This is a genomic window from Halalkalibaculum roseum (assembly GCF_011059145.1).
In the GTDB taxonomy this organism is placed as follows: Bacteria; Bacteroidota; Rhodothermia; order Balneolales; family Balneolaceae; genus Halalkalibaculum; species Halalkalibaculum roseum.
In genome coordinates, this window is record NZ_JAALLT010000004.1 from 721,379 (window position 1) to 745,340 (window position 23,962).

Annotated in this window: 18 protein-coding genes; 9 read left to right on the forward strand and 9 right to left on the reverse strand. The window is 44.9% G+C overall.

What is annotated here, in order from left to right; translation table 11 throughout:
* Window positions 1–3: 3 nt before the first annotated feature.
* The 3 genes from G3570_RS15030 to G3570_RS15040 all read left to right on the forward strand — a co-directional run bounded on the left by G3570_RS15030 (window position 4) and on the right by G3570_RS15040 (window position 6,567).
* Entirely contained in the window at window positions 4–3,732 is a 3,729-nt protein-coding gene (locus G3570_RS15030) for a metallophosphoesterase (RefSeq protein ID WP_165143646.1), read from the forward strand.
* 146 nt (window positions 3,733–3,878) lie between these two features.
* The gene (locus G3570_RS15035) at window positions 3,879–5,837 is read left to right on the forward strand and encodes an adenylate/guanylate cyclase domain-containing protein (RefSeq protein WP_165143647.1); all 1,959 of its coding nucleotides are present in this window, start codon (window positions 3,879–3,881) and stop codon (window positions 5,835–5,837) included.
* Between the two features lie 67 nt (window positions 5,838–5,904).
* Window positions 5,905–6,567, forward strand: a complete 663-nt coding sequence (locus G3570_RS15040; RefSeq protein ID WP_165143648.1) for a Pycsar system effector family protein — start codon at window positions 5,905–5,907, stop codon at window positions 6,565–6,567.
* Between the two features lie 62 nt (window positions 6,568–6,629).
* Here the strand turns inward: G3570_RS15040 and G3570_RS15045 are convergent, their stop codons facing one another.
* Window positions 6,630–8,087 carry a pyridoxal phosphate-dependent decarboxylase family protein gene (locus G3570_RS15045; RefSeq protein ID WP_165143649.1) on the reverse strand — a complete coding sequence of 486 codons (1,458 nt, stop codon included), beginning with the start codon at window positions 8,085–8,087 and terminating at the stop codon, window positions 6,630–6,632.
* Between the two features lie 191 nt (window positions 8,088–8,278).
* On the reverse strand, window positions 8,279–8,488 hold the full coding sequence (locus tag G3570_RS15050; RefSeq protein ID WP_165143650.1) for a hypothetical protein: 210 nt from the start codon (window positions 8,486–8,488) through the stop codon (window positions 8,279–8,281).
* A 184-nt stretch (window positions 8,489–8,672) separates the two neighbouring features.
* On the opposite strand from G3570_RS15050, the gene G3570_RS15055 reads away from it, so the two are divergent.
* Window positions 8,673–10,655: a PAS domain S-box protein gene (locus G3570_RS15055; protein ID WP_165143651.1), complete on the forward strand. Its 1,983-nt coding sequence runs from the start codon at window positions 8,673–8,675 to the stop codon at window positions 10,653–10,655.
* Between the two features lie 12 nt (window positions 10,656–10,667).
* On the opposite strand, the gene G3570_RS15060 is transcribed toward G3570_RS15055, so the two are convergent.
* On the reverse strand, window positions 10,668–12,431 hold the full coding sequence (locus G3570_RS15060; RefSeq protein WP_165143652.1) for a SulP family inorganic anion transporter: 1,764 nt from the start codon (window positions 12,429–12,431) through the stop codon (window positions 10,668–10,670).
* Window positions 12,432–12,538: 107 nt separating this feature from the next.
* Window positions 12,539–13,087, reverse strand: a complete 549-nt coding sequence (locus G3570_RS15065) for an RNA 2'-phosphotransferase (RefSeq protein ID WP_165143653.1) — start codon at window positions 13,085–13,087, stop codon at window positions 12,539–12,541.
* 325 nt (window positions 13,088–13,412) lie between these two features.
* Here G3570_RS15065 and G3570_RS15070 point away from each other — a divergent pair, with 325 nt between their 5' ends.
* Window positions 13,413–14,147: a carbonic anhydrase family protein gene (locus tag G3570_RS15070; protein ID WP_165143654.1), complete on the forward strand. Its 735-nt coding sequence runs from the start codon at window positions 13,413–13,415 to the stop codon at window positions 14,145–14,147.
* 94 nt (window positions 14,148–14,241) lie between these two features.
* Here the strand turns inward: G3570_RS15070 and G3570_RS15075 are convergent, their stop codons facing one another.
* Window positions 14,242–16,302 (reverse strand): S9 family peptidase, encoded by a 2,061-nt coding sequence (locus G3570_RS15075; protein WP_165143655.1) that lies wholly within the window; start codon window positions 16,300–16,302, stop codon window positions 14,242–14,244.
* A gap of 301 nt (window positions 16,303–16,603) precedes the next feature.
* On the opposite strand from G3570_RS15075, the gene G3570_RS15080 reads away from it, so the two are divergent.
* The gene (locus G3570_RS15080; protein ID WP_165143656.1) at window positions 16,604–16,816 is read left to right on the forward strand and encodes a YgaP family membrane protein; all 213 of its coding nucleotides are present in this window, start codon (window positions 16,604–16,606) and stop codon (window positions 16,814–16,816) included.
* Between the two features lie 199 nt (window positions 16,817–17,015).
* Here the strand turns inward: G3570_RS15080 and G3570_RS15085 are convergent, their stop codons facing one another.
* Entirely contained in the window at window positions 17,016–17,549 is a 534-nt protein-coding gene (locus G3570_RS15085) for an REP-associated tyrosine transposase (RefSeq protein ID WP_165143657.1), read from the reverse strand.
* Between the two features lie 308 nt (window positions 17,550–17,857).
* Entirely contained in the window at window positions 17,858–19,756 is a 1,899-nt protein-coding gene (locus tag G3570_RS15090; RefSeq protein WP_165143658.1) for a PAS domain S-box protein, read from the reverse strand.
* A 207-nt stretch (window positions 19,757–19,963) separates the two neighbouring features.
* On the opposite strand from G3570_RS15090, the gene G3570_RS15095 reads away from it, so the two are divergent.
* Window positions 19,964–20,692, forward strand: a complete 729-nt coding sequence (locus tag G3570_RS15095; RefSeq protein WP_249067156.1) for a sulfotransferase-like domain-containing protein — start codon at window positions 19,964–19,966, stop codon at window positions 20,690–20,692.
* Window positions 20,693–20,824: 132 nt separating this feature from the next.
* A complete protein-coding gene (locus G3570_RS15100; protein WP_165143659.1) occupies window positions 20,825–21,742 on the forward strand; it encodes an aminotransferase class IV in 918 nt (305 codons plus the stop codon).
* Between the two features lie 117 nt (window positions 21,743–21,859).
* On the opposite strand, the gene G3570_RS15105 is transcribed toward G3570_RS15100, so the two are convergent.
* The gene (locus tag G3570_RS15105; RefSeq protein ID WP_165143660.1) at window positions 21,860–22,222 is read right to left on the reverse strand and encodes a VOC family protein; all 363 of its coding nucleotides are present in this window, start codon (window positions 22,220–22,222) and stop codon (window positions 21,860–21,862) included.
* Between the two features lie 57 nt (window positions 22,223–22,279).
* Window positions 22,280–23,404: a helix-turn-helix domain-containing protein gene (locus G3570_RS15110; protein ID WP_165143661.1), complete on the reverse strand. Its 1,125-nt coding sequence runs from the start codon at window positions 23,402–23,404 to the stop codon at window positions 22,280–22,282.
* A 176-nt stretch (window positions 23,405–23,580) separates the two neighbouring features.
* Between G3570_RS15110 and G3570_RS15115 the strand changes: the two genes are divergently transcribed.
* Window positions 23,581–23,925 (forward strand): hypothetical protein, encoded by a 345-nt coding sequence (locus G3570_RS15115; RefSeq protein WP_165143662.1) that lies wholly within the window; start codon window positions 23,581–23,583, stop codon window positions 23,923–23,925.
* Window positions 23,926–23,962 lie beyond the last annotated feature (37 nt).

Below are 23,962 nucleotides of genomic sequence, written 5' to 3' on the forward strand. Positions count from 1 at the left end.
CCAATGAAAAAACTAACCCTCCTCATACTGGGACTGCCCCTGATCTGGATTGGCTGTTCTACTCCTAACTATTATATCAGTGAAGAGCAGCTGCAGGAGGAGAGGCCAGAGAGGCCGGCTTCCGATGACTTGGTCTACAAGATATTTCTGATTGGCGATACCGGCGCACCGGCAAGACATTCCATGGAGCCTTCTTTTGCGCTTTTAAATGAAATGCTGAATAAAGCGGGCTCGCAGAGCGCTGTAATATTTTTAGGGGATAATATATATCCCTCGGGCCTGCCCGATTCAACCCACCCCGGCAGAAGATTGGCAGAAAACATATTAAATAGGCAGCTGTCCATACTTGATGGTTTTGAGGGTCGCATGATTTTTATTCCCGGGAATCATGACTGGTTAAGCGGCGGTGCGGAGGGGTTAAACCGGCAAAAAGAGTACATCGAAAAGTACCTCAATCGTGAAGATGTCTTTCTGCCCGAGGGTGGTTTCCCGGGTCCTGTTGAAGTCGAGCTCATGGATAAAGACGACCATCCGGATCTTAGAGAAGATATCCGGTTGATTATTCTGGATACTCAATGGTGGCTGCAAAAAGATAACAAGCCATTCGGTGAAACCGGAGAGTATATGTTAAACGATGCCGGTGATTTTTTACGGGAACTGCAGAATACCCTGCTTGAGAGAAGAAATGACCATGTTATGGTACTGGGACATCATCCCTTATTTTCCAATGCCAGTCATGGAGGTTATTTCCCGCTTAAAACTCATTTGCTGCCACCCGTATTCGGTAGTCTTTATGTGGGATACCGAAAATTTTTCGGCTACCCCCAGGATATTGCGCACCCCCGCTATGGCCTGCTAAAAGAGGAGCTTCTGGGATTATTTAACGGCCATCAGGACCTGATATATGCTTCGGGGCATGATCACGGACTACAGTATTTTAAAAAAGAGCGAAAAAACGAGAGGCAGCATTACCTTGTCAGTGGGGGAGGTACCGATGCTGATTTTGTTGCAAAGGGCCGGGAAGCAGATTTTGCGGCGCAAAGTACAGGATTTGCCACAGTATCTTACTATGCTGACGGATCGAGCTGGCTGGAGTTTTGGCAACCGGTACATGATAATAACGAAGGCAAGATGCTGTTCCAAACCAGAATGGGTATTCCCTATGCCGACCCATTTGCAAATAGGGAAGAACCTGCTACTAAAGAAGAGATGCCTGATCTCAAGGACAGCACTTTGACAATGGCAGCAAATCCTGAGTATGATAAAATGGGGTGGTTCGGACGCCTGATAGCCGGTGAGCATAATCGCGGTATCTGGAATATTCCGGTGGAAGCGCCGGTATTTGATGTAGGATCAGTTAAAGGCGGTTTAAAACCGACTGAGGTGGGAGGTACCGGTCAGACCACGAATCTGAGGCTGGAATCTGAAGATGGCCATGATTACGTATTGCGATCAATAGATAAAGAAGCCGGCCGTATATGGGAGGATGAGCTAAAGGACACCTTTGCTCATGATATAGCTCAAGATCAGTTTTCCATAATTCATCCATACGCTCCATTCATCTTGCCTGACCTGTCCGATGCCGTGGGTGTATTTCATACCAATCCTGAGTTATACTATGTGCCGGATGATTCACGCCTGGGTGAATATGCCGACTTGATGGCGGGAGAGTTTGCACTTTTTGAAGAACGCCCGGATGGGGATATGAGTGAGGTTGAAAGCATGGGCTATTCGGAGGAGGTGCTGGGCAGCCGGCAAATGCTGCTGAAGGTAGATGCCGATATTGATCATCACGTGGATCAGCAGGCCTTTGCAAGGGCAAGGCTCTTTGATTTACTGATAGCTGATTGGGATCGTCACGCCGATCAATGGAGGTGGGGCGCATTTGAGCCGGAGGATGAAAAAGGAAAAATTTATAAACCTATTCCCCGCGACCGTGACATGGCTTTTATGCGCATGAACGGGATTTTGCCCACCATCGGAAAGTTAAATCTCTTTTACCAGTACCAGGGGTTTAGTCGCCGTTACGGTAACCTAAAGGGATTGACACTGAATTCATTGGGTCTTACAAGACGTTTTACCAACCAAATGACTAAGGATGATTGGCTGGCTTTAGCAGACAGCATGCAGGATAGTCTAACAGATGAAATTATCGAAGAGGCCGTTCGCAGGTGGCCTCCTGCGGTTTATGAGTCCAATGGTATTTATACCATAGAGGTATTGAAGACCAGAAGGGATCAGCTCAAAGAGGTGGCGGCCGATTATTTCGAGTTGATTTCAACCGCTGTTGATGTGGTTGGAAGCGAAAAGCACGAGTGGTTTTATGCCGATAGAATAAGTCCGTCAGAAACAAGGGTCAGGGTGGAAAAGAGAACCCGGGAAGGGGTGTATCGGGAGTTGGTTTATGATCGCGTATTCAATAATGAGGAGACCGAGGAAATAAGGCTTTACGGACTGAGCGGATTGGATCATTTTGAGGTCAGCGGCAATTACGACAACGGTATAAAACTCCGCATCATCGGTGGCCCCGGAAGCGATACCTTTATTGATTCCACCAGGGTCAATAGACGAAGCAGAGCCCGGATTTATGACACGGATATAGGCAATGATTGGCTAGTGAGGGGAAGTGTTATAGACAGGCGTTCCTCGGATCCCAGAGTTCATGAATACCGTTATGCTACCAATTATCACTACAGTCGAACCGACCCCCTCCTGTTTTTCGGAAGCAATACAGATGACGGACTCTTTATGGGAGGCGGATTTACCTATAAGCAGTATGCATTCCGTAAAGGACCTGAGGCACACAAACACATGTTCAAAGGCAACTATGCCCCGGCCAGTCGCGCCTTTAATCTAAAGTACAATGGCGAGTTTAAGCAGGTATTCGGTGACTGGAACTTCACCCTGGATGTTTCGGTATTGTCTCCGAACAATATCAGGAATTATTTCGGACTCGGAAACGACACAGAGAATACCGAAGATAATGAGGAATATTATCGTGCCCGTTTTTCGGAGTATCGGGTGGCACCAGGCTTGATGAGAACACTCCGGACGGGTATTACTCTTGTTATCCGTCCGACATTTGAGGTGACCAATTACAAGGAACAAGAGGGTCGTTTTATTACACAGCCCCAAGCAGGCATTGATGAGAACACGTTTGAGGATCAGTGGTTTGGGGGATTGGAAGTGGAACTGAACCTAAAAAGCATCGATGATGCATTAAATCCCAAGCAAGGTTTTGCCTGGCAGAATCGGGCAGATATTAATTTCGGGCTCGAAAACACATCGGCAACATTCAGCAAGCTGCAGTCAGATCTTAGTTTTTATTATTCGCCGGTTCTTTCGCCGCAGGTAACCATAGCTACCCGCATTGGAGGGGCTCATAACATCGGTGATTTCCCGTTTTTCCACTCGAATACTTTGGGTACCCGTCACAACCTGAGGGGCTACATCAATACCCGTTTTGCCGGTCGCAGCAGCTTGTATAACAACCTGGAGCTCCGCACCAAACTCTTCGACATGTACAACTATATATTCGGAGGCGAGGCAGGAGCTTTAGGCTTTCTGGATACCGGCAGGGTGTGGACTGATGGGGAGGATTCTGATACCTGGCACCGGGGGTACGGAGGAGGATTGTGGTTCAGTGTTTATAAAAAAGCTATAATTAATGTAACTGTAGGGTTCTCTGAAGAGGGCTATTACTACACAGCGGGAGCCGGTTTCTATTTTTAATTGGTGTCAGGTACCTGTTATTTACTATGATACCGATAAATAGAAGAAACTTTCGTAATTTGTTATAGAATGTAATCAAGCTCAGAGAGTAAGGGGGCATGTATAAAGACATTCAGGAAGGGTCACATTATATTTAGATTTTAGCAATGGTAACTGAAAACATACGTCTTCTGGCTGCAATCATGTTTGCGGATATGGTTGGGTACACCGAATTGATGCAGCAGGACGAAGAGCAGGCAAAAAAGAACCGCGATCACCAGCGCGCCGTATTGGAAGATTGCATTCTGCTGCATCGCGGAAATGTAATACAGTATTATGGGGATGGTAGCCTGAGTATTTTCGGTAGCGCCATCGAAGCAGTAAAATGTGCCATAGCCATTCAGAAACGTCTTCAGAAGGAGCCAAAGGTACCGCTCCGAATAGGTTTGCATCTGGGCGATATCGTTTATGATGATGAAGGAGCATATGGTGATGCCGTGAACCTGGCAGCGCGCATCGAATCACTCGCCTCTCCGGGAAGCGTAATGATGAGCGACCGGGTGAATGATGAGCTTTTGAGCCATCCGGGAATAGAAACGGTCAGTTTAGGCAAGCACTATCTTAAGCACATTAAACGTGCCGTGGAAGTCTTTGCCGTTAAGCAGAAGGGACTTTCGGTACCCACGCTCTCCAGCATCAAGGCACAGACGGGTAGTTCATCGCGTAGTATTGCCGTGCTGCCTTTTGTGAATATGAGCGGCAATGTAGAGAATGAATATTTTAGTGACGGGATCACCGAAGAGATCATTAATGCCCTGGCTCGTGTAGAGGGACTGAATGTGACCTCTAGAACATCGGCCTTTGCTTTTAAACAGAAGAATAAAGATATCCGTGATATTGGGACAGAACTCAATGTAAGTCATGTACTGGAAGGAAGCGTGCGGCGCTCGGCAAACCAGGTACGTATTACTGCCCAGTTGATTAACACAAGTGACGGTTTTCATATTTGGTCGGAAGTATTCGACAGGGATTTGGAGGATATTTTTCAGGTACAGGATGAAATTTCCAAAAAGATCACAGCCAAGCTAAAGGAAAATGTTAAAGAAATTGCCGCACCCGAGAAGCTGGTTCAGCAGAGCACCGATAATGTTCGCGCCTATAACCACTACCTGAAGGGTAAGTACTACTGGCATAAATGGACTTCGGAAGCGGTACTGAAAAGCATTAAACAGTTCGAGGAGGCTATAGAGTTATGTCCCGATTACTCCGAAGCCTATGCCGGACTGGCGATGTCGTATTCCTATCTGGGAGCAATAGGACAGATGCCATCCCATATAGCTTATGAAAAAGCGGAGAAAGCTGCACTGAAATCCCTTGAATATGATGACCGCATTTCCGCTTCACATACGGCCCTGGCACTGGTGAAAGTATTGCTTCACTGGGATTTCAAAGGTGCCGCAAAGCATTTTGAGAAAGCCCTGGCCTTGGGCCCTGAGTCTCCGAATGTAAAGCAGGCCTATGCCCTCTTTTTAAAGGTACAGGGTAAGAACAAACAGGCTATCCGTATTCTTAAAGAAGCACTGGTTCAGGACCCTTTTTCCCTGACCATCAATTCAGACCTGGCAAGAGCCTATCTCAATGCCGGCAAAAACAAGAAAGCTCTGGAGCAGTTTAATAAAACGCTCGACCTTGACGCCAATTTCCGTACGGCCATTGAAGGAAAGGGATGGGCTTACGTGGCACTGGGCGAGTATGAAAAGGCGGAAGAGATCTTTGAGGATTATCGAAAATCAGTAGGTCATAAGCTGAAAGGAATTACGCAACTGGGATATATTTACGGGAAACTTGGCAAGGAAAAAAAGGCCGAAAAGATATTGGAACTGTTGAAACAGCGGGAGAAAGAAGATACAGAGATATCTCTGGCTATGGATTTCGCAGTAGTTCACCTCGGGATGGGGAATAAAGAGAAAGTATTCGAATACCTGCAGCAGGCATTTGATGAGCACCTCGGCGGCATTTTGTTTATCAAGACAAATCCTATTTGGGAGGATATCCGGGACGATGAACGCTTTGACAAGCTCGTGGATGCCATCGGATTAAACGAAAACCAGCTGGTGATAATTTAATTTAAAAGAGAGTATTTTGATTCAGATTCTTTTATATATATTCCATATTTGAATAAGGGGAAACGTGATGGAAGAAGAAAAACAGTCGTCCGCAAAAGCGGGAAATGGTGGTTCCGGTGGTAAAGCCGAAAACAGCAACGGTGCCTCCGGGGAAAACGATTACAGAACGGAAAAAGATAAAAAGCTGGGCTCCCGGAAGCGCGGCATATCGGATATGTTTCGTACCTCGTATCGTACGCATGTTGAGCTGAGTGCGATAGCTGACAACAAGTCAAACATCATGATCAGCATCAACGGGATCATCATATCCATTATCATTGCCTCCATTTCGCCCAAGCTGGATGCCAATATTTGGCTGCTCTGGCCAACTGCCGCCTTGCTGGTGTCCTGTCTGGGTTCGCTGGTATATGCTATTCGTGCCGCCCGTCCACGGGTGAGCAAGGAGCCCGTTACGCTGGATGATGTTCGTGCCAATCGCGCCAATATTCTCTTTTTCGGTAACTATCACAATATGGAAAGAGCCGAGTTTGTAGAGGGCATTGAAGAATTGATGGTGGATGAACAGAGGTTGTATGATTCCATGGCTCGCGACCTTTATGGCTTGGGCAGTGTGCTTGCCCGCAAATACGAGTTGCTACGGGTGTCATACAATATATTTATGTTCGGCATCATTGTGGGGGTATTTCTATTTCTGGGTGTGTTTTTCACCATCCCGTCGATGGGTATTTAAAGATTGAAATAGAAGCGGTTATAGAATGCCCTGCTTATTTATTAAGCCAGAAAGGGATTGCATCATTTTGAGTAACCGGCCTTTAATTCGTTGATCTTCTTTTCCAAAATCTCAAGCACCAGCTCGATATCTTCAAGATGGGTACGAAAACTCAGTACGGCTAGTCGCAGGTAAACAGTATCTTCGATACTGGTTGAGGATAGAAAAACCCTGCCGTCTTTGTGCAAGGCATCGACCAGCTTTTTATTGAATTTATTGGTATCGGCATCTCTGTGTGAGGGGACGTAACGGAAAAACATCACCGATAGCTCCGGTTCAGGTCCAACTTCAATCCCTTCAATTTTTTGAACCTCCTGATAAAAGTAATTCGTCAAAGCAAGTTTTTCGTTGAGTGCTGCACGAAAAGGTTTAACTCCGAAGAGTTTCAGCGGCAGCCACATTCGGAGTCCACGGAAGTGTTTGGAAAGCTCGGGAGACAAGTCAGCCGGGGAGAGTTCATCGGTTGCCGATAGGGTATCCTGCAGATAGTTGGCCGTCATATGCTGAGAGTCGTACAGCTTTTGAACATCCCTGACCAGAAGTGCACCCGATCCGTAGGGAAGGAATAACCCTTTGTGGGGGTCAATGGTTACCGAGTCGGCTTTCTCAATACCTTTCATCTTTTGTTTTCCCCGCTTGGTAAGAAGAAAGAAACCCCCATAAGCGGCATCGACATGTAGCCAGATGCTGTGTTTTTCAGCGATGCCTGCAATATCCTCGAGGGGATCGACGGCACCGAGATCGGTAGTGCCGGCGGATGCAAATATGATAAGAGGTATCAACCCCTCTCTCTTATCCTCTTCAATCCTCTCATCAAGCACTTGCGGTTTCATACGGTACCGGTCATCCATTTCAATGGTACGCATGGTGGCATCAGCAAGCCCTCCAAACTTTATGGCTTTAATGACACAATGATGTACCTGCCGGGTGGTATATATGACCGCATTCTCAAAGTCTTTCGATGAGATGCCTGAATGATCCCTGGCGGTAACGAGTCCGGTGAGGTTTGCAATAGAGCCGCCGGATGACAAGTTACCCCCCGAGCTTTCCGGGTAACCTATCAGATCACACATCCAGCGAATACACATATTTTCTATACGAACGGCGCCGGGTGACGAAAAAAACACCCCGGCATAGCGGTTACTTACTGCGGCCAGAAAATCTGCCAGGGCCGAAGGGTAAACCCCGCCACCGGGAATATAACCCATATGCCTGCCTGAAGCCGGATTCAAACCGGCACTATCTACCTGGTCCTCAATCAGATTTAGGAGGTCCTTAAGTTCAGTAGAATGCTCTGAAAAAGGATGGTTGCGTATTTCCGATGCTTTATCGTCAGTTTCTATAAATGACTTCTTGTTGGGAAGGTCTTCCAGAAAGTTCTGACCATAGTGCATCACCTTTGCCGTCATACTAATTCGATCTTTAAAATCGGGCTCCAGCTTTCTTGCTTCCTTTTCCAGCTCTTTTATCTGATTTTTCATCCTAAAATAAAATATTGAGTATCTGCATTGATTGCCTTTTATGCCTTTGATACCTAAAAAAACTAATGGGAAAAACGAAAACCGTATCCGCGAATCCCGAACACGGCACATTGAATAGCTGCTGGTCTATGTATTAAAGGTATTCAACTTTTTACTGCTTGCTAAAGCGCATGGATAGACTTCACCGGGTATTAGTCGGTCTCGCCGTACTCTTCCTTAAAGGCATTTTTAATGCGCTGATTCATATGCCTTTTATAATTTTCATATTCGTATTTTCGAATGGTAAAGCTCGAGCGGTAATTCCCATCATTACAAACAACGGAATACTTGTTCGGTTTTTCCGTCTCTTCAATAGTGACTTCAATATCACCAAGCTTGTATTTTTCTACGAGGTCAGGCATATATATATATTTGTTTTTTAGGATGCAGAATATAACAATTATTTGTCTAAATAGACTCAATCAGGACCTGTAGGCAGGCTGACGGGAATGATTTTTTGAGCTCTCAGCTTTTTTGACGAAACTTCTATACTTATAAGGGCATCGACCTACCGGCATCGTTCATCAATGCCTATTTATTTCTTTTATGGAAAATAAAAAATATACCTATTACGGCAATCAATTTAAGGCCAGGGTGGCTCTTGCAGCCTTAAAGGGCACGCCATTATCCGAATTGTCCGAGGAACATGAAGTGTCGGAGCAGGAAATAAAAAGTTGGGTAAAACGCCTGGAAGATAGAGCCGAATTGATTTTTCTGGAGGAAGAGGAGGAGAGGTCCTTCCCGGATACGGTGGATTCGGAAATCAGGGATTACGCTGCCCTTCTAAGAACGACTCTGGAGGCCACTCCAAACGGCATTCTGGTAGTTGATTTGGATATGAATATCATTGCTTACAACAACTACTGTCTTAAGATGTGGCAGGTGCCGGAACATGTAGCGGCTATCGGGAAGCTTGACAAGGTGATGGAATATATCTTGCCCCAATTGAAGTACCCGGAAAAGTATAAAGAAGATTTTAAAAGCATTTACGAGAATCCCGAGGCAGAAAACCGGAAGATACTGGAATTTAAAGACGGAAGAGTCTTCCAGAGGCACTCCATTCCATTCTTACAATCCGGTGAAATAAAAGGACGTGTAACGAGCTTTGCAGATATCACCGATTTTAAACAGGCCCAGGATAAACTTGAGCGATTCAGCAATTTGCTGAACTCTATTACCACCAATGTCAATGAAGGCATTTTAAGAAGTACTCCTGAAAAAGGACTGATATTTGTTAATGACGCTTTTGTAAGAATGTTCGGGTATGATTCGAAGAAAGAGGTACTTCAGATAAAACCGGAACAGTTTTATGCTGATCAGAAACACCGGTGGGAGCTGGTTGAAATACTGAAACAGAAAGGAAAGATCAGAAATGAAGAAGTACTTTTTAAGCGTAAAGACGGCTCTACATTCTATGGTCTTGAGAATTGTACCATCTCCAAAGAAGGAGACCAGATTTATATTGATGCTGTTATTAACGACATTAATGAGCGAAAGATAACGGAAGAAGCGTTACGAGAAAGTGAAGAGAAGTATCGTACTATTTTGGAAAATATTGAAGACGGATACTTTGAGACGGATCTGGAAGGTAATTTCACGTTTGTAAACCCGGCAGTATCAAAAATTCTAGGATATTCAGAAAGCGAGCTTCTGGGCATGAATAATCGGGAATACATGGACGATGAAAATGCAAAAAAAGTGTTCAGTACCTTTAACGAAGTCTTCAGAAACGGGGTGCCTCAAAAAGGATTTGACTGGATGCTACAGAAGAGCGACGGCAGCAAGATTTATGTAGAGGCTTCCTTCAATTTACGAAGAGATGCAGAGGGAGAACCCATTGGATTCAGGGGAATAGTCAGGGATATTACAAATCGTAAAGAGAGAGAGGAAAAGATCAAGGATTCCCTCCGTGAAAAGGAAGTACTGTTAGGTGAAATTCATCATCGTGTTAAAAATAATCTCGCAGTAATTTCGGGGTTGCTATATCTGCAAGCCGAAAAAACAGAACTTGAAGCCGGTCGGAACCTGCTGCAACAGAGCCAGGGTCGTATCAACTCAATGGCTTTAATTCATGAGCTGTTGTACGAGAATCAGAATTTTTCAGGCATTGATCCCGGCAAGTACATCGAACAGCTAATTAATCACATTAGCAGCAACCTGAATGTTAGGGATAAGGATATCGCCATTTCAGTTCAAACTGCCGATCTTCAACTGGATATGAATAATGCCATACCCTGTGCGCTGCTTATTAATGAATTGTTGACCAACGCCTATAAATATGCCTTTACCGGCAGGGACGAAGGTAGAATTTCTGTTACTATTTACCGTGAAGAGGGATACAATCATATCGAGGTTAAGGATGACGGCGTTGGTATTCCCGATTCCTATATCAGGGGTGAGGGTGAAGAGGGACTGGGTATGAGCTTGGTACGCATACTCACTCAGCAGTTAAAAGGCACCCTGTCTATTGAAAATGATAACGGTACCCAATTCAGGATCTCTTTCCCGGCCGAACGGGATATGGAATGAGAGGTATTTTTTCTACTTGAGGTGGGAAGGTACTTCCACTTCTTCTTCAAGGTTCGAAACAGCCTTGTTGATGTCCAGGTAAAAGTTCTCCTCTCCTAGCAGCTCCACCAGTCCGGAACGTTGAAAGAGGTCACGAACGGGACCTTTCACATTCGCAAAAATGACGTCGATATCCCGGTTGTGATACTCGTCGATAAGCTCCCTAAGGGCATGCAGGGCACTGGAGTCGACTTCGTTGATGCCGTTGGCGTCGATAATAACCTGTTCGAGATTTTTTTCGCTAACAATTTCCAGCTCCTCCAGTTTCTCTTTCATAAACTCAATATTGGCAAAATAGAGGGTTGAGTCGATGCGTACGATAATGGTATTGCTCTGGGTTTTAGCATCGGGGTAGCGTTCAAGATCACGGTATTTGTCTGTTTCAGGGATACGACCCAGCATTACGATATTGGGATGGCTGCTATTGTAGATCACGATAATGAGTGAGAGGATCACCCCGATTCCTATCCCCTCCAGAATGCCAAATGCCAGGGTTGATACAAAGGTTAGGATGAGTAATGCCAATTCCCGTCGTCTGACTTTCCAAAGAAAAGTGACCTCTTCCCAGTCAATGAGGCCGGGGACGGCGGTTAAAATAATTGCTGCCAGCACCGTTTTGGGTAGATAGTAGATCAGGGGTGTAAGAAAAAGTACGGTAAGCGTTACCAAAAGTGCGCTAACCACCAAAGAAATACTGGTCTTGGCACGATTCTCATCGTTAACGATGGTCCGTGAAAAACTTCCCGCCACGGGATATGCCTGGAATAAAGATCCGATCATATTTGCCAGTCCAAGGCTGTAAAGCTCCTGGTTGGAGTCAACTTTGTAGTTGGGATTCCGCTTAACCATAGTTTTGGCGAGTGCTATAGACTGTGTAAATCCCAGAAAGGCAACCGCCAGAATGGTTGGAGCCATAGGCCCGAATGGAAAGTTCGGCCCAAAGGGAAAGTCCAGAATGTCGGGTATGATAGGCTTGGGAAATCCCTCCGATACACTGCCTACAATCGCTACGCCGGATTCTTCGAGGTTAAAATACCAGACCCCTGCGATCGCCGCTAAAACAGTAACCAGCTGAATGGGAAAAGAAGGTTTCCACTTTTTCATGACCCAAATGATAAGTATAGCACCCATGCCGACACTGAAGGTAAGGAGATGAATTTCCTGCCAGTTTGAGAAAACCTCCGAAAGAGTTCTATAGATGTATTTGCTCTGGGGCAAATCCATTCCAAGCAGGTTTTCAAGTTGACTTGCCCCGATGATAAAAGCAGCGGCTGAAGTAAATCCGCTCAATACCGGACTTGAAATGAAGTTCATAAGAAAGCCTAGGCGAAAAGCTCCCATCAAGATTTGTGTAATGCCGACAAAAAATGCCAGCGTGATTGCCAGACTTATATATTCTTGGGTACCGGCTTCAGCAACACTTCCGACACCGGTAGCAACAAGTAAGGAGATGATCGCTACAGGTCCGATAGCCAGCTGTCTTGAGGTACCGAAAACGGCGTATATGGCAAGTGGGATAATGGAGGCATAAAGCCCGTAAATTGCCGGGAGTCCGGCGATGATAGCATAGGCCATGCTCTGCGGGATAAGCAAAACACCGACCGTTAGACCGGCACGGAAGTCTTTCTTGAGATCCGGAAGATGATATTCCGGCAGCCAGTCAGAAATGGGAATGTGGCGCTTCAGCAGCGACTTATTCTCTGCCGAGTACTTCTTTTTTTTGTTGTCCTTGCTCATCTGCTACTTGCTTTACGAATGTATCTAAGAAAAATAAATTTGCTTTAGATAGCAACAGAGTCACCGTTCATAACAAAAAATTGGAGTGATGTGATTCTTGCTAAGGTTCAGTGGGGTATGAATTTGGGAGGCACCTTCTCAACCAGCCAAATCCCGGGTTCGCTTTCCGATCGATAAAAAGGGTATCCTGACCGGTGCATTCTTCCGGCCTCAACGGAGAGCACTACCGGACGCCCGTGGCGTTGTCCGATGGTTTGAGCGTCCTCTTCATGCTCCGAGAGATGAACAAAGTTGCGGCTTCCTGAATGAATGCCCTGTTTTTTAATGCTCTCAAGGTTTTTGCGTGCAGTACCATGATAGAGTGTATTCGGGGGTTCTTGTGGAGTAAGGGACAAATTCACATCGATAGAGTGACCGTAACCCGCGCGGATATACTTACCGTCTTCGGAAACTGTGAAGCGGTTTTTGGTACCGTTATCTATGACATACTGCAGTTTCTCGCGGGTGAGTGACTTTCCTTCCTGACCGGATTTTTCAATTAAAGAGTCAATATGCGCCCAACCGTGCTCATCCAGTTCCAGTTCGATGCTTTCGGGATGGTGGCGCAAAACGAAGCTCAGAAATTTGCTGATTTCGGTGAGGTGCTCTTTGTTCAAGGCAGTTTATTCGTTTATGAATTATGGTTTATAACCTAACACTGTGTTTTATGATAGTTTAAAGGCGGCATGTGGGGTCTAGGTTAGTTTCTAAATTACCTCAATCAAACAGGATCTTACAATTCCAAAATGAAGAAGCAGTCCACATCAAAAAACCATATTTGAGAAATATAAAGTAGTTGAATTTCCAGAATGCGTCACCACTGCTGATCATTAACCATCGAAGTATAAGTATCATCAATTCAAGGAATCTAACCTATAGGGAATGCTGAACCTCTAAATATGTATTATGTTTGTTCACTCTTCTAAAAAAAATCATATAGTTATGAAAGTTGTAAATAAGATAAGCCTTTGGATTTATTCAGCCTTACTTTTTACGTTCTTAATCGGTTGTACTTCGGGAAACAACAGTCAGACTTCTTCTGAAGAAACAGTACCACAGGTATTTACCGAAGAGATGCAGTCTGAAACCACTCCGGAAGAGGCATTGGAAATGCTAAAAACGGGGAATCAACGCTTTGTCAGCGGTGACCTAAAGTATAAGGATTACCGGAAGCAGTTTGAACAAACAGCGAAAGGGCAATACCCGCACTCTACCGTTTTTGCCTGTATTGACTCACGCTCTTCGGCGGAGCAATTTTTGGACGTGGGCATAGGAGAAATATTCAAGGTCCGAATCGCCGGAAATACCGTCAATGAGGATGTATTGGGCAGTATGGAATTTGCCACACAGGTGGCAGGAAGCAAGGTATTGGCAGTTATCGGCCACACCAGTTGTGGGGCGGTTAAGGGTGCAATCGACGATGCAGAACTGGGTCACCTTACTCAACTCGTCGATAAAATCAAGCCGGCCATGGAACAGGTACCTGATTCCATTCAACCCAGGACCAGTTCTAACCAGGAATTTGTAGATATGGTGACCAAAAATCATATTCAAAATGTACTGGCTGAAATACAAAACCGAAGTGAGGTTATAAGTAACCAGGTTGAGTCCGGTTCCATCAAACTGGTTGGCGGGATGTATGATCTCTCAACCGGAGAAGTAACGTTTTTCGAATAAATGGTAAAAAAATGGAGTCCACTTCAAAAGTGGACTCCATTTTAATAATTGAAGCGGACTATCTAAGTTTATGAGTTGTCTGATTGATTAACGATTAGTTCTGAATATCAACTGCCTCCACGTCAATTTCGGTATCAGGACGCTGCTCTTCGCCTTTAAGGTACTGATCGAACCAGCGCATCATACGAACGTTATAATCAAATCGGGCGGTAGAGCGGGTGTTGCCATGGCCTTCACCCGGATAGAGCACCAGCCTGACCGGAGTATCAGTACGGGTTTTGATATGGCGATATAGTTCGTATGACTGACCCGGATCAACTCTGGTATCTTCTTTTCCGGCCATAATCAGCAAGGGTGTTTCTGCCTGTCCGGCATAATAAATTGGGCTCCGCTCCAGGTAAAATTGATAATCTTCCCAGATACGCTTTCGGGCATGCACGGGGAAGAGCTCCTCAGGAATATCGCTGGTGCCCCATCTTGAGATGTTATTGCTTATACCGACAAACATCACACCTGCAGCAAATCGATCGGTATAGCGGGTTGCCATCCAGCCTGTAGCATATCCGCCGTAAGAGCCGCCTGTGACTCCTATTTTATCAGGGTGTGCGATACCCGCTTCTACGAACTCGTCGACTCCGTCTACGATATCATCGAATTCTGCCCCGGCAAGGTCTCCCTGGCTGCTTTTGGCAAAGTTTACGCCCCTGCCTGTACTTCCACGGTAGTTGGGATAGAATACGTAATAGCCTTTGCCTGCTGCTACCTGTCCGGGCTGCGAGTAGCCGGTCAACCACCCGTTATTGTAGTGGCTTTCGGGTCCGCCATGAACTACTGTCACAAGCGGATAAGTGCTGTCTTTGGTCGCATTGACGGGATGAATTAACAGGCCTTGCAACCTTTTGCCGTCCCTGGCTGTCCAGGTTACGACTTCCTGCTCGCCCATTTCAATATTGCTAAGCCAGTCGTTGCTGTTGGTCATTCTTTTCGGTGTCTTTTGACCCTTTTTCATCAAAAAGATTTCTGAGGGATGAGAGGGACTGTCACCGACAAAAGCTACAGTTGCATTGTTAGATCTTGAAAAGTCACCCAGATTCGGTCCGCCGTTGCCGACAATGGTCTGCATACCGGAGCCGTCACTATTGATTTTGCCATACGAAGACCATACGCCTTCGCTTGCGAGGTAATTGAGGGTATTGTTATTTGCCCACTGTATGTGTTCAAACATTCCCCGGAAATCGGGCTTAATGTTGTTGGGCGTACCACCCTCTGCGGAAACCACGAAAAGTCTGCCGTCAATAGGATCATGAATGTCGGCACCTGCAATCATAGCGAGCAGGTTTCCATTGGGACTCCATTCGAATTGCCCCAGTTTGCCTTCGTGATTTACTTCTGCCAGTACCTTTTCACCGTGGTTATCCACGATTTTCACCTGCTGGTGCATGTAGTAGTCATCGATAAGGGGTGTAGGAGCAATGGCAAGGGCGATTTTTTCCCCATTCGGGCTCCATTTCATCTGGTAGATCGATCCTTCGAGCGCCACACGATGCGGTGCATGATCACTCATAGTAACGTTTGTTATATAGCCGCGCCTTTGAGTAAGGTTCTCCTCATAAATTTCCGGCTTGTAGGGAAGTTCTGAGCTGCTCTCCACGGAAGATGGATCAGCCGCCATGTAGGCGATATGATCGCCATCGGGTGCCCAGTGATACGCTGCGATGGAAGTTTCAAAGGAGAATAGTTTCTGAGGTTCTCCTCCCTCGAGAGATATCTGGTACAGGGCATTTACGTTGTCACCCGACCTTTTGCCCAGGAATGTCAGGGCATTATTACCGGGACGAAACTGTACGGAGCTTACGCTCATTGTGGTTACAAACGGGGTAGACTCACCGCTCAACAGATCCATGAGATATAGCTCTCTTTTGGCAGACTTGTTCTCTTTCATCGGATCAGCCTGAACCGTGAGGGTGTAGGCCAGCCGGTTACCGTCAGGCGCCATGATGACGTCGCCCACACTTTTGGTTTTTGCAACATGTTGCGGGGTTAAACGCTCCTTTGGTTGTTGCGCCAGGGCGGCATCACTGATAAAGAGTGCTAAGAGCAGGAAGATCCACATCCTGCCTGTATTCAATGGGGTCTTAAAATTTGAGTAATTCATAAGGTAAACTATTCAGAAGGTTAAACCTTCAATTTGAGTCAGTAATTACAATAAAATAATCAATATCTCCACGTTCAGCGTACGTTAATATTACATCCTTCTGATACAGTATTTTTGGAAATCGGAGGAAAGAATTTTCACCATTGTATTGGTAGGATTTCCTTGAAGTTTGAAGCATGACTTAGTGATAAAGAAGAATATAGTGCATACAAGTTGCAATTAATGAATTATTCCGCCAGACTGGGTATTATGATAGTGAGATTATAAATCTAAACATGATAAAGTAAATGGTGAGTGTGATATGAAAAAGAATATGGGATTTGCCGATCGTACTATTAGAAGCTTGTTGGCGCTGTTAATGATTGCCCTTTACTATTTTGAAGTAATTTCGGGTACCCTTGGTATCGTGTTAATTGCTATATCGGTAATCTTTTTACTAACAAGCTTGGTGAGCTTTTGTCCTCTTTATGCGCCGTTTGGGTTGAGTACCAGCAAAACGGAGTCGGAGTCTTAATAGGTTGTAATATTCTACTTTTTCGCTTCCGCAGCAGAGCGGCGGCAGCAGGTAAGGGTGAGATGTAAGGATAAGAAAATGAATGGGATAGGAATACGGATTAATTATAGTTGACGATTGTACCGCGGTATCTCTGACTGGATAGAAAAAAATTACACCTAAACTCTGCTTCCGCCGCTCTGCTGCGGAAGCAAGGAATCTACCACTCGGTGGTTATCGGGATGACCCCCTCCATACCGGAATAATTTCTGGCTGAAGAATACCTCCAATGAGTTGCTTTATCCACATGCCCACTCTTCACGGGATTATTATGTATGTATTCAATTTTCTGCGCCATCATTTTATCGTCTATTATTTGTTTAGGATGATATCCTTCTTGCCAGAGCTGGAACTCTGAGCAGGTATGGTTATTTACTTTTAGTGTTCTTAACAGGGATAGGTAATAAGTGTTGTTATCAGCTATTAAGCTGTCAATGATTTTTCTAGCCGTGTATGATTTAAATCCTCGAATTTGTTTTGATAAATCATGTGATCGGGCAACCAAATGGATATGATTTTCCATAATTACATAGCCATATAGCGTCACCTTCTTGTTGATTTGTAGGAAGCGGAGGCTTTCCAGTATAATATTTGCAGGGCCCGGGTTGGAAAAGATTGGTAGCCAATCAACCGTGCTGGATGTTATAAAGTAAGGGTAGCGATTATCAAGTACTTTATAGGTGCTTCTGGCCATTGGTTTTTCTTAGTACGACCTGTAAATGAGCTATTCCTTACATGTAGTGGTAGTTTTAATTCCGAGTCACATCATTATGCTTCCGCAGCAGTGCGGCGGAAGCAGGGGAAGGGGTATTTTTTATGTGGTCGCGGTTCTATTAACACCACCCGGCAGATTGGGCTTAAGATATCGTCTTTATTATTTCTCGGGCAAAAGATCTAAAGCAGTGCTAATAATAAATACTGCTTCCGCCGCTCTGCTGCGGAAGCAAGGTAGGGGTTAATTAATACCAGCCAGGCTAATAAGTGGAAACCAAATAAACCGTACTATTCATTGGCATTGAAAGAGATGCTAAAGGTGGCGCCTTGGTTGGAATGAACCTTCAAATCGCCATTGAGCTGCTGGACCAAGGTACGAATAAGTGTGGTGCCCAATGAGCTGGGTTGGTCAACTTCAAAATCTGACGGAAGTCCCTTACCATTGTCTTTGACTTCCAGGTTGATTGTTCCGTTCTCCTTAAAGAGCGAGATGCTTATTATCGGTTCTTTAGTGTCATCGAAGGCGTGCTTGTAGGCGTTGGTAATCAACTCGTTGAGTATCAACCCGCAGGGTATGGCCTGACTCACATCCAGTGCCACTGATTCAATCTCTTTTTCAATCTTTATTTCATGACCTTCGGTATTAAAGGTATTGGCAATAAATCGAAAGAGTTCATCGATATAGGTCCCTAAAGGGATATTGGTGAAAGAGTCGGATTGATACAACCGCTCATGAACCATGGCAATAGACTGTATCCTGGCCTGGCTCTCTCTCAGCTCATTGACGATGTCATCACCTGCATTGAAGGTCTGCATCTCAAGTAGCCCTGAAATAATTGCCAGGTTATTCTTCACCCGATGGTGAATCTCTGCGAGCAGGGTCTCCTTCTCTTTTAGTGAGGTTTTTATCATCTGCTCGTTCCTTTTCTGCTCTGAGATATCTCTCACATAGGCGATAATCCTCTTTTCATCTCCCTGGGTATACATCTTGGTATTGATCTCTGTCGTAAACCGGGTCCCGTCTCTTTTTTGATATACCCGCTCCCACGCTTCAGACCCGGTGGTCACATTTTCTGAAATGATATCCGGTTGGGTATCTTTGAATTCTTCGGGCATCAGTTTCCGGGTATTCATTCCTATCATCTCCTCGCGCGGGTAGCCAAACATCTCACAAGCCCGGACGTTGCAATCGGTGATGGTGCCGTCTTTTTTGATTTCAAAGATAGCATCGAAGGAGAGCTCGGTGTAGGCCCGGTGCCTATGTTCGCTCTCTTCCAGTTCTATCTCGGTTTTCTTGCGTTCTGTGACATCACGATTGATGCCGACCCAATACTCAAAACCCTCATCCTCCGAGGGGAAGGGAGACATATCCAGTTCCACCCAGTAGGGAGTTCCGTCTTTTTTATAGTTTAAGAATTCGGTTCTGTAGGGTTGATGGCTTAAGATTTTAGACTCTAGAATCTTAAGCACTTTCGTGGATGTATCAGGTCCATGTAAAAACGTAGGACTCTTACCGATCACTTCGTTGAGCTCGTAGCCGGTAAACTCTTCAAAAGCACGATTGACGAAAGCAATTTTGGAATTCAAGGGGTTTTGGTACTCAACCTTGGTTATGATAACCATATCGTTGATATTGGCCACGGCCATCTGAAGCAGCCTGAGTTTCTCTTCCTGCCGGCTCAGTTTGTTCTCGGCTTTATTGCGATACTGTATCTGTTTTTGGAGCTTTCGGTTGGCTGCCGTCAAGTCACGGGTGCGTTCGGCTATTCTACGCTCGAGGTTTTCGTTAAGATGATTCAGCTCTTCTTCAGCCTTCTTCCGGCTGGTGATGTTGATAGAGGAACCGACAATGGATTCGGGCTTTCCGTTATCCGTGCGAATCATTCTGACCTCATCACGCAACCAGATATACTCATTGTTGTTGTCAAGGAATCGAAATTCGGCAACAAAGGAGTTAGTCTCGTGAAGCTTTTCGAAAGATCGAATTATTTCATCATGATCATCCGGATGGAGGCGGTCCATCCAAAGGGAATCTTTTTGGTAGAATTCGTCGGGTGTAAAGCCTAAAATTTCTTCAACGTTGTCGCTTATAAACAACAACGGAAAATTTTCCTCCACACTGCAGTGGTAGAAAATAATACCGCTGGTTGCTAGCAGCTCTTTAAATGGATAAGAGAAGCTGGACATTTTCTATTATACTTCCGGGGTATTCTGTTTAAAATTTCTGTAGATCATGTAGCCGTCTTCTGCAATGTACACAGTTAGCTAAGTAACTGAAATGGAGCCGTTTATGCAGACGGCTCAATATACGTTATTAAGCTATTTAAATGACAGCTGGATTTAGAAAATTAACAGTATGAGTAAATAGTTGCCAAACCCAGAGATGTAATCGAAATGATCTCCAAACGAATTAACCTCTGTTCGGGACCGCGAAATATTTCAACGGCCTTGATGTATTCCTTCGCTCAAAGAGAGGATACCAAGGTATTTGATGAACCTTTTTATGCCTTTTATCTGGATAAAACGGGGAAAGAGCATCCGGGCCGGGAAGAGGTGCTGAAAGCACAAAACCATGATCCGCAAAAGGTTTTGGAAGAACTTCTGTCTGAAGCCGCTGATAAACCGGTACTCTTTATTAAAAATATGGCTCATCACATGAGTTTGCTGGATAAGAATTTGCTCGCTGGATTTGCCCATATTTTTTTGATTCGTGATCCCAAAGAGATGTTGACATCTTTCATCAAAACCATACCGAATCCAACCCTGAGGGATACAGCCTATAAAGAACAGTATGAAATATTCTCATATGTAAAGGGTGAGCTTGGCCCGGAACCTGTAGTAATTGATGCCCGGGAGCTTCTTTTAAATCCCGAACCGGTTTTGTCGGAAGCTTGTAAAAGAGTAGGTATTGTATTTGATCCGGCTATGCTTTCTTGGGGAAAAGGTCCGATTCCTGAAGACGGGGTATGGGCAAAGTACTGGTATGATAGCGTGCATCAATCCACCGGTTTTGACCCCTATAAACCTAAGAATGAAGAGGTGCCTGACCACCTGAAGGGATTGCTTGAGGAGTGTTGTTTTTACTATGAGAAGATGTTTGAATATGCGATTAAAGCCATATAGAACACGGATAGCACGGAATATGCGGATGCTCCCGATTTTTCCAGCATCCAGCTTCCAGTACTATTCCTATGAGTTTTTTCTATTTTAGAAGATCTACTATAACCAGCTAATTGGACCAAATTCAAAATACAGATGACAAAGGGCGAAATAGAACTTCCCGACGCGAGAAACAAGGATATTAAGGTTTGGATTGGAGATCATCTTTATCCCAGGGAAGAGGCTAAAATATCGGTATTCGACAGCGTAGTGCAGGGGGGAGATGCGGTTTGGGAAGGCTTGCGTGTGTATGACGGGAAGATTTTTGCACTGGATGAGCACCTGGAGCGCCTCCAAAATTCTGCCCATGCCTTGGCTTTTGAGGATGTGCCTTCCAATAATACCATCAAACAGGCGTTATTTGAAACGCTTAAAGCGAATGGAATGAAAGATGAGACCCATATTCGCCTGACACTGACCCGCGGGAAGAAAGTGACTTCGTACATGGATCCGAAGGTAAACCGATACGGTCCCACACTGATAGTACTGGCAGAATGGAAACCGCCTATTCACGAAGAGAAAAAAGGATTGAGGCTGATCACCTCATCTATTCGAAGGAATCCGCCGCAGTGTATTGACTCCAAGATCCACCATAACAACCTCATCAACAATATACTGGCAAAAATAGAAGCCAATGTGGCAGGAGTGGACGGCGCTGTGATGATGGATATTGAAGGCTATGTATCGGAGGTTAATGCGACCAATATCTTTTTTGTTTTTGACGGAAAGGTTCTGACGCCTTTTGCTGATAGTTGCCTGCCCGGTATTACGAGACAACTGGTGATTGATCTATGCCTTGAAAATGATATTCCGGTAGCTGAGAAGCGGTTAAGCATGACTGAAATGTATACGGCGGATGAGTGCTTTACTACCGGTACGATGGGTGAATTGGCCCCGGCAATCGAAATCGACGGAAGAACCATTGGCAACGGAGAGATGGGCCTCATGACGAAGCGACTCAGGAAGCTGCATAAGAATCTGACAGAAAACAGTGGTGAACCGCTACCGTTTTAAAGTTCTCATTCAATTCAGGCTATTACACAGAGTTAAGCAGAGAGACACAGAGGGACACTGAGATCTACAGAGCTTTAGGAAACTTTGGAAGTTTCCTAAAGCTAGTTCAGGGCACCTTTACCCTTCACCCGCACGGAGGTGCCAGCAAACTCCGGCAGGGTCGATGATATGAACTTCCCTTCCCCATGGATAATCGGTAGGTTTTTTTATTTTCACTCCCTTAAATGTTTTCTCCAGATCCTTTTCTGAAATCATATCCCAATATGCATCCAAATCATCCACCTCAATTACTATCATCTGGTTCTGCTGCCACTCAATATTTTCATGATTCTGCAATAGAAAATATGCACCAGCCATCGAAAGGCCGCATAATTGGTCATCCCCCCATGTTTTGGTAAAGCCAAGTGACTCAAAAAAGGAGATTGCCAATTCGTAATCGTCACCTGAGGGGACAAATGGATATAATTTCTGGGCTTTCATGGCGTATTAGAATTTGAATTATTGTTAATGTTAAATGGGAAATGGGTTCGCCCTTTCTCATTTGAGGTTATGGTGCTCCATAAATTGGCCCGGTGTCATCCGGGTGTGTTGCTTAAAGACACGGTAAAAGGAGGCGCTGCTATTGAAGCCACAATCCCTTGCAATCCCTTCCAGGCTGAGTTGCTCATACTTTGTTTCATGCAGACACTTTTTCACCTCTCTGACACGGTAAGCATTTATAAATTCAAAGAAATTCTGATCGGCAATCTTATTTATGATATGGGACAGTTTATGGGCGGGCATATTCAACTGCTGACTTAAATCGGAAAGACGAAGCTCAGGATTTTTATAGGGTTTTTCGTTTTCCATATAATCTTCGACTATTGAAAACTTTCCGGCAAGTTCTTCTCGGTCATCTTGAACTTCCGTTTCTTTTTCTGAAAAGTCTACCGGGGTAAGGAAGAAAGAGTCAGGTTTTAGAATGGCTGCAAATCCCATGGTTTGAATAAACAGCGACAACACGAGGTAGGTAATATAGTCGGCTTGGATAAAGTACTCATAGTCAAATAGCAGTAGGAGATTATAACCCAGTGAGATTAGAAAAAAACCTATAAATCCGACCAATAGTAATCGTATCCATCTCGTCTGAACCATGCGGGTGTCGGAATACTGCCTTTCTGCTTTCCCAAAATATTTGTTAAACAGCCTGAGAGAGTACATGGAGTATATAAGAATGGACCCTAAAAAAGCGTAGAGGAAATAATCCGGCTCGTTGCCGTACGACTGATAGAAAGATTCCAGAGTATCGATTTTTACATTGCCGCTAAGCAGGTAAAATCTGCCTATATAGAGAACAGCCCCCAAAAATGGAAGCAGGTGAAAATAGTCGTACCACCGGTAATTGTTCCACTGCCGTACAGCACTTCTGCTGAAAAAGTAGATAGAGGGACCTACGAGAAACCATAGCGGAGCGGTAGCCCATATGAGATGCGGAACCGTTAAATACCACCTGAAATACTCAAATAGAAAATTCAGGCTTAGAAGTCCGACAAGGATCAGAATAACCGCCAGCCATTTTCTTTGGTTAATGAATCCCTTCGGCACTGCCAAAAGGATAGGCACCAGTATGAAGCACTGTACCGTGGCATAGGTAATTAAAATGGTCCAGAAGTTCTGTTCCATACTCCGTTAGAACAAATAGCATTGAAGATTGCCGTGTATTGAGATAATACGATAAGGAAAAACAGCAAGTAAAGCAGTTAGTACTCTCAACTTATAAAGATGAGAGTTCAACAAGGGGCAAATGGGTTTAGAAGCATGTAGATTTTGTAAAGTCGAAAATAATTTTTGAACTGAGCATGCAACTATATTTGAGCTTCTTGATTCTTTTTACCGCAAATGCCCCGGGTCTTTTAACGGGGCCAGGGTGTCTACAGCAAATAGATTTTTTTATAGGAGAATGGAATCTGGTGACGCGAGACCTGCAGAGTGATGGTAGTTTTGCACAAGGGCAGGCCATTTCTACTGCTTACCACATCCTGGATAGGAAAGCGAATCAGGATGATTTTAGGAGTTTAAATAGCAACGGGAAGGTGATATTTCGCGGGACCAGCATACGAAGCTGTCTTGAAGATACGACCGGTTATGTCATAGTCTGGATCATGCCGGGAAAAGAAGGATATACCGATTTAAGGGCAAGGTGAAAGGATGAAATACTGGCAGGTGAAGGAGAAGGGTATG

Excerpts from the sequence above, each read along its gene's own strand:
- G3570_RS15085 (WP_165143657.1), bottom strand. The coding sequence starts at position 17,549 with ATGGCCAGAAGCACCTATAAAGTACTTGATAATCGCTACCCTTACTTT.
- G3570_RS15030 (WP_165143646.1), top strand. The coding sequence starts at position 4 with ATGAAAAAACTAACCCTCCTCATACTGGGACTGCCCCTGATCTGGATT.
- G3570_RS15075 (WP_165143655.1), bottom strand. The coding sequence starts at position 16,302 with ATGAATTACTCAAATTTTAAGACCCCATTGAATACAGGCAGGATGTGG.
- G3570_RS15060 (WP_165143652.1), bottom strand. The coding sequence starts at position 12,431 with ATGAGCAAGGACAACAAAAAAAAGAAGTACTCGGCAGAGAATAAGTCG.
- G3570_RS15050 (WP_165143650.1), bottom strand. The coding sequence starts at position 8,488 with ATGCCTGACCTCGTAGAAAAATACAAGCTTGGTGATATTGAAGTCACT.
- G3570_RS15095 (WP_249067156.1), top strand. The coding sequence starts at position 19,964 with ATGATCTCCAAACGAATTAACCTCTGTTCGGGACCGCGAAATATTTCA.
- G3570_RS15100 (WP_165143659.1), top strand. The coding sequence starts at position 20,825 with ATGACAAAGGGCGAAATAGAACTTCCCGACGCGAGAAACAAGGATATT.
- G3570_RS15110 (WP_165143661.1), bottom strand. The coding sequence starts at position 23,404 with ATGGAACAGAACTTCTGGACCATTTTAATTACCTATGCCACGGTACAG.
- G3570_RS15055 (WP_165143651.1), top strand. The coding sequence starts at position 8,673 with ATGGAAAATAAAAAATATACCTATTACGGCAATCAATTTAAGGCCAGG.
- G3570_RS15045 (WP_165143649.1), bottom strand. The coding sequence starts at position 8,087 with ATGAAAAATCAGATAAAAGAGCTGGAAAAGGAAGCAAGAAAGCTGGAG.
- G3570_RS15115 (WP_165143662.1), top strand. The coding sequence starts at position 23,581 with ATGCAACTATATTTGAGCTTCTTGATTCTTTTTACCGCAAATGCCCCG.
- G3570_RS15040 (WP_165143648.1), top strand. The coding sequence starts at position 5,905 with ATGGAAGAAGAAAAACAGTCGTCCGCAAAAGCGGGAAATGGTGGTTCC.
- G3570_RS15080 (WP_165143656.1), top strand. The coding sequence starts at position 16,604 with ATGAAAAAGAATATGGGATTTGCCGATCGTACTATTAGAAGCTTGTTG.
- G3570_RS15090 (WP_165143658.1), bottom strand. The coding sequence starts at position 19,756 with ATGTCCAGCTTCTCTTATCCATTTAAAGAGCTGCTAGCAACCAGCGGT.
- G3570_RS15035 (WP_165143647.1), top strand. The coding sequence starts at position 3,879 with ATGGTAACTGAAAACATACGTCTTCTGGCTGCAATCATGTTTGCGGAT.
- G3570_RS15105 (WP_165143660.1), bottom strand. The coding sequence starts at position 22,222 with ATGAAAGCCCAGAAATTATATCCATTTGTCCCCTCAGGTGACGATTAC.
- G3570_RS15070 (WP_165143654.1), top strand. The coding sequence starts at position 13,413 with ATGAAAGTTGTAAATAAGATAAGCCTTTGGATTTATTCAGCCTTACTT.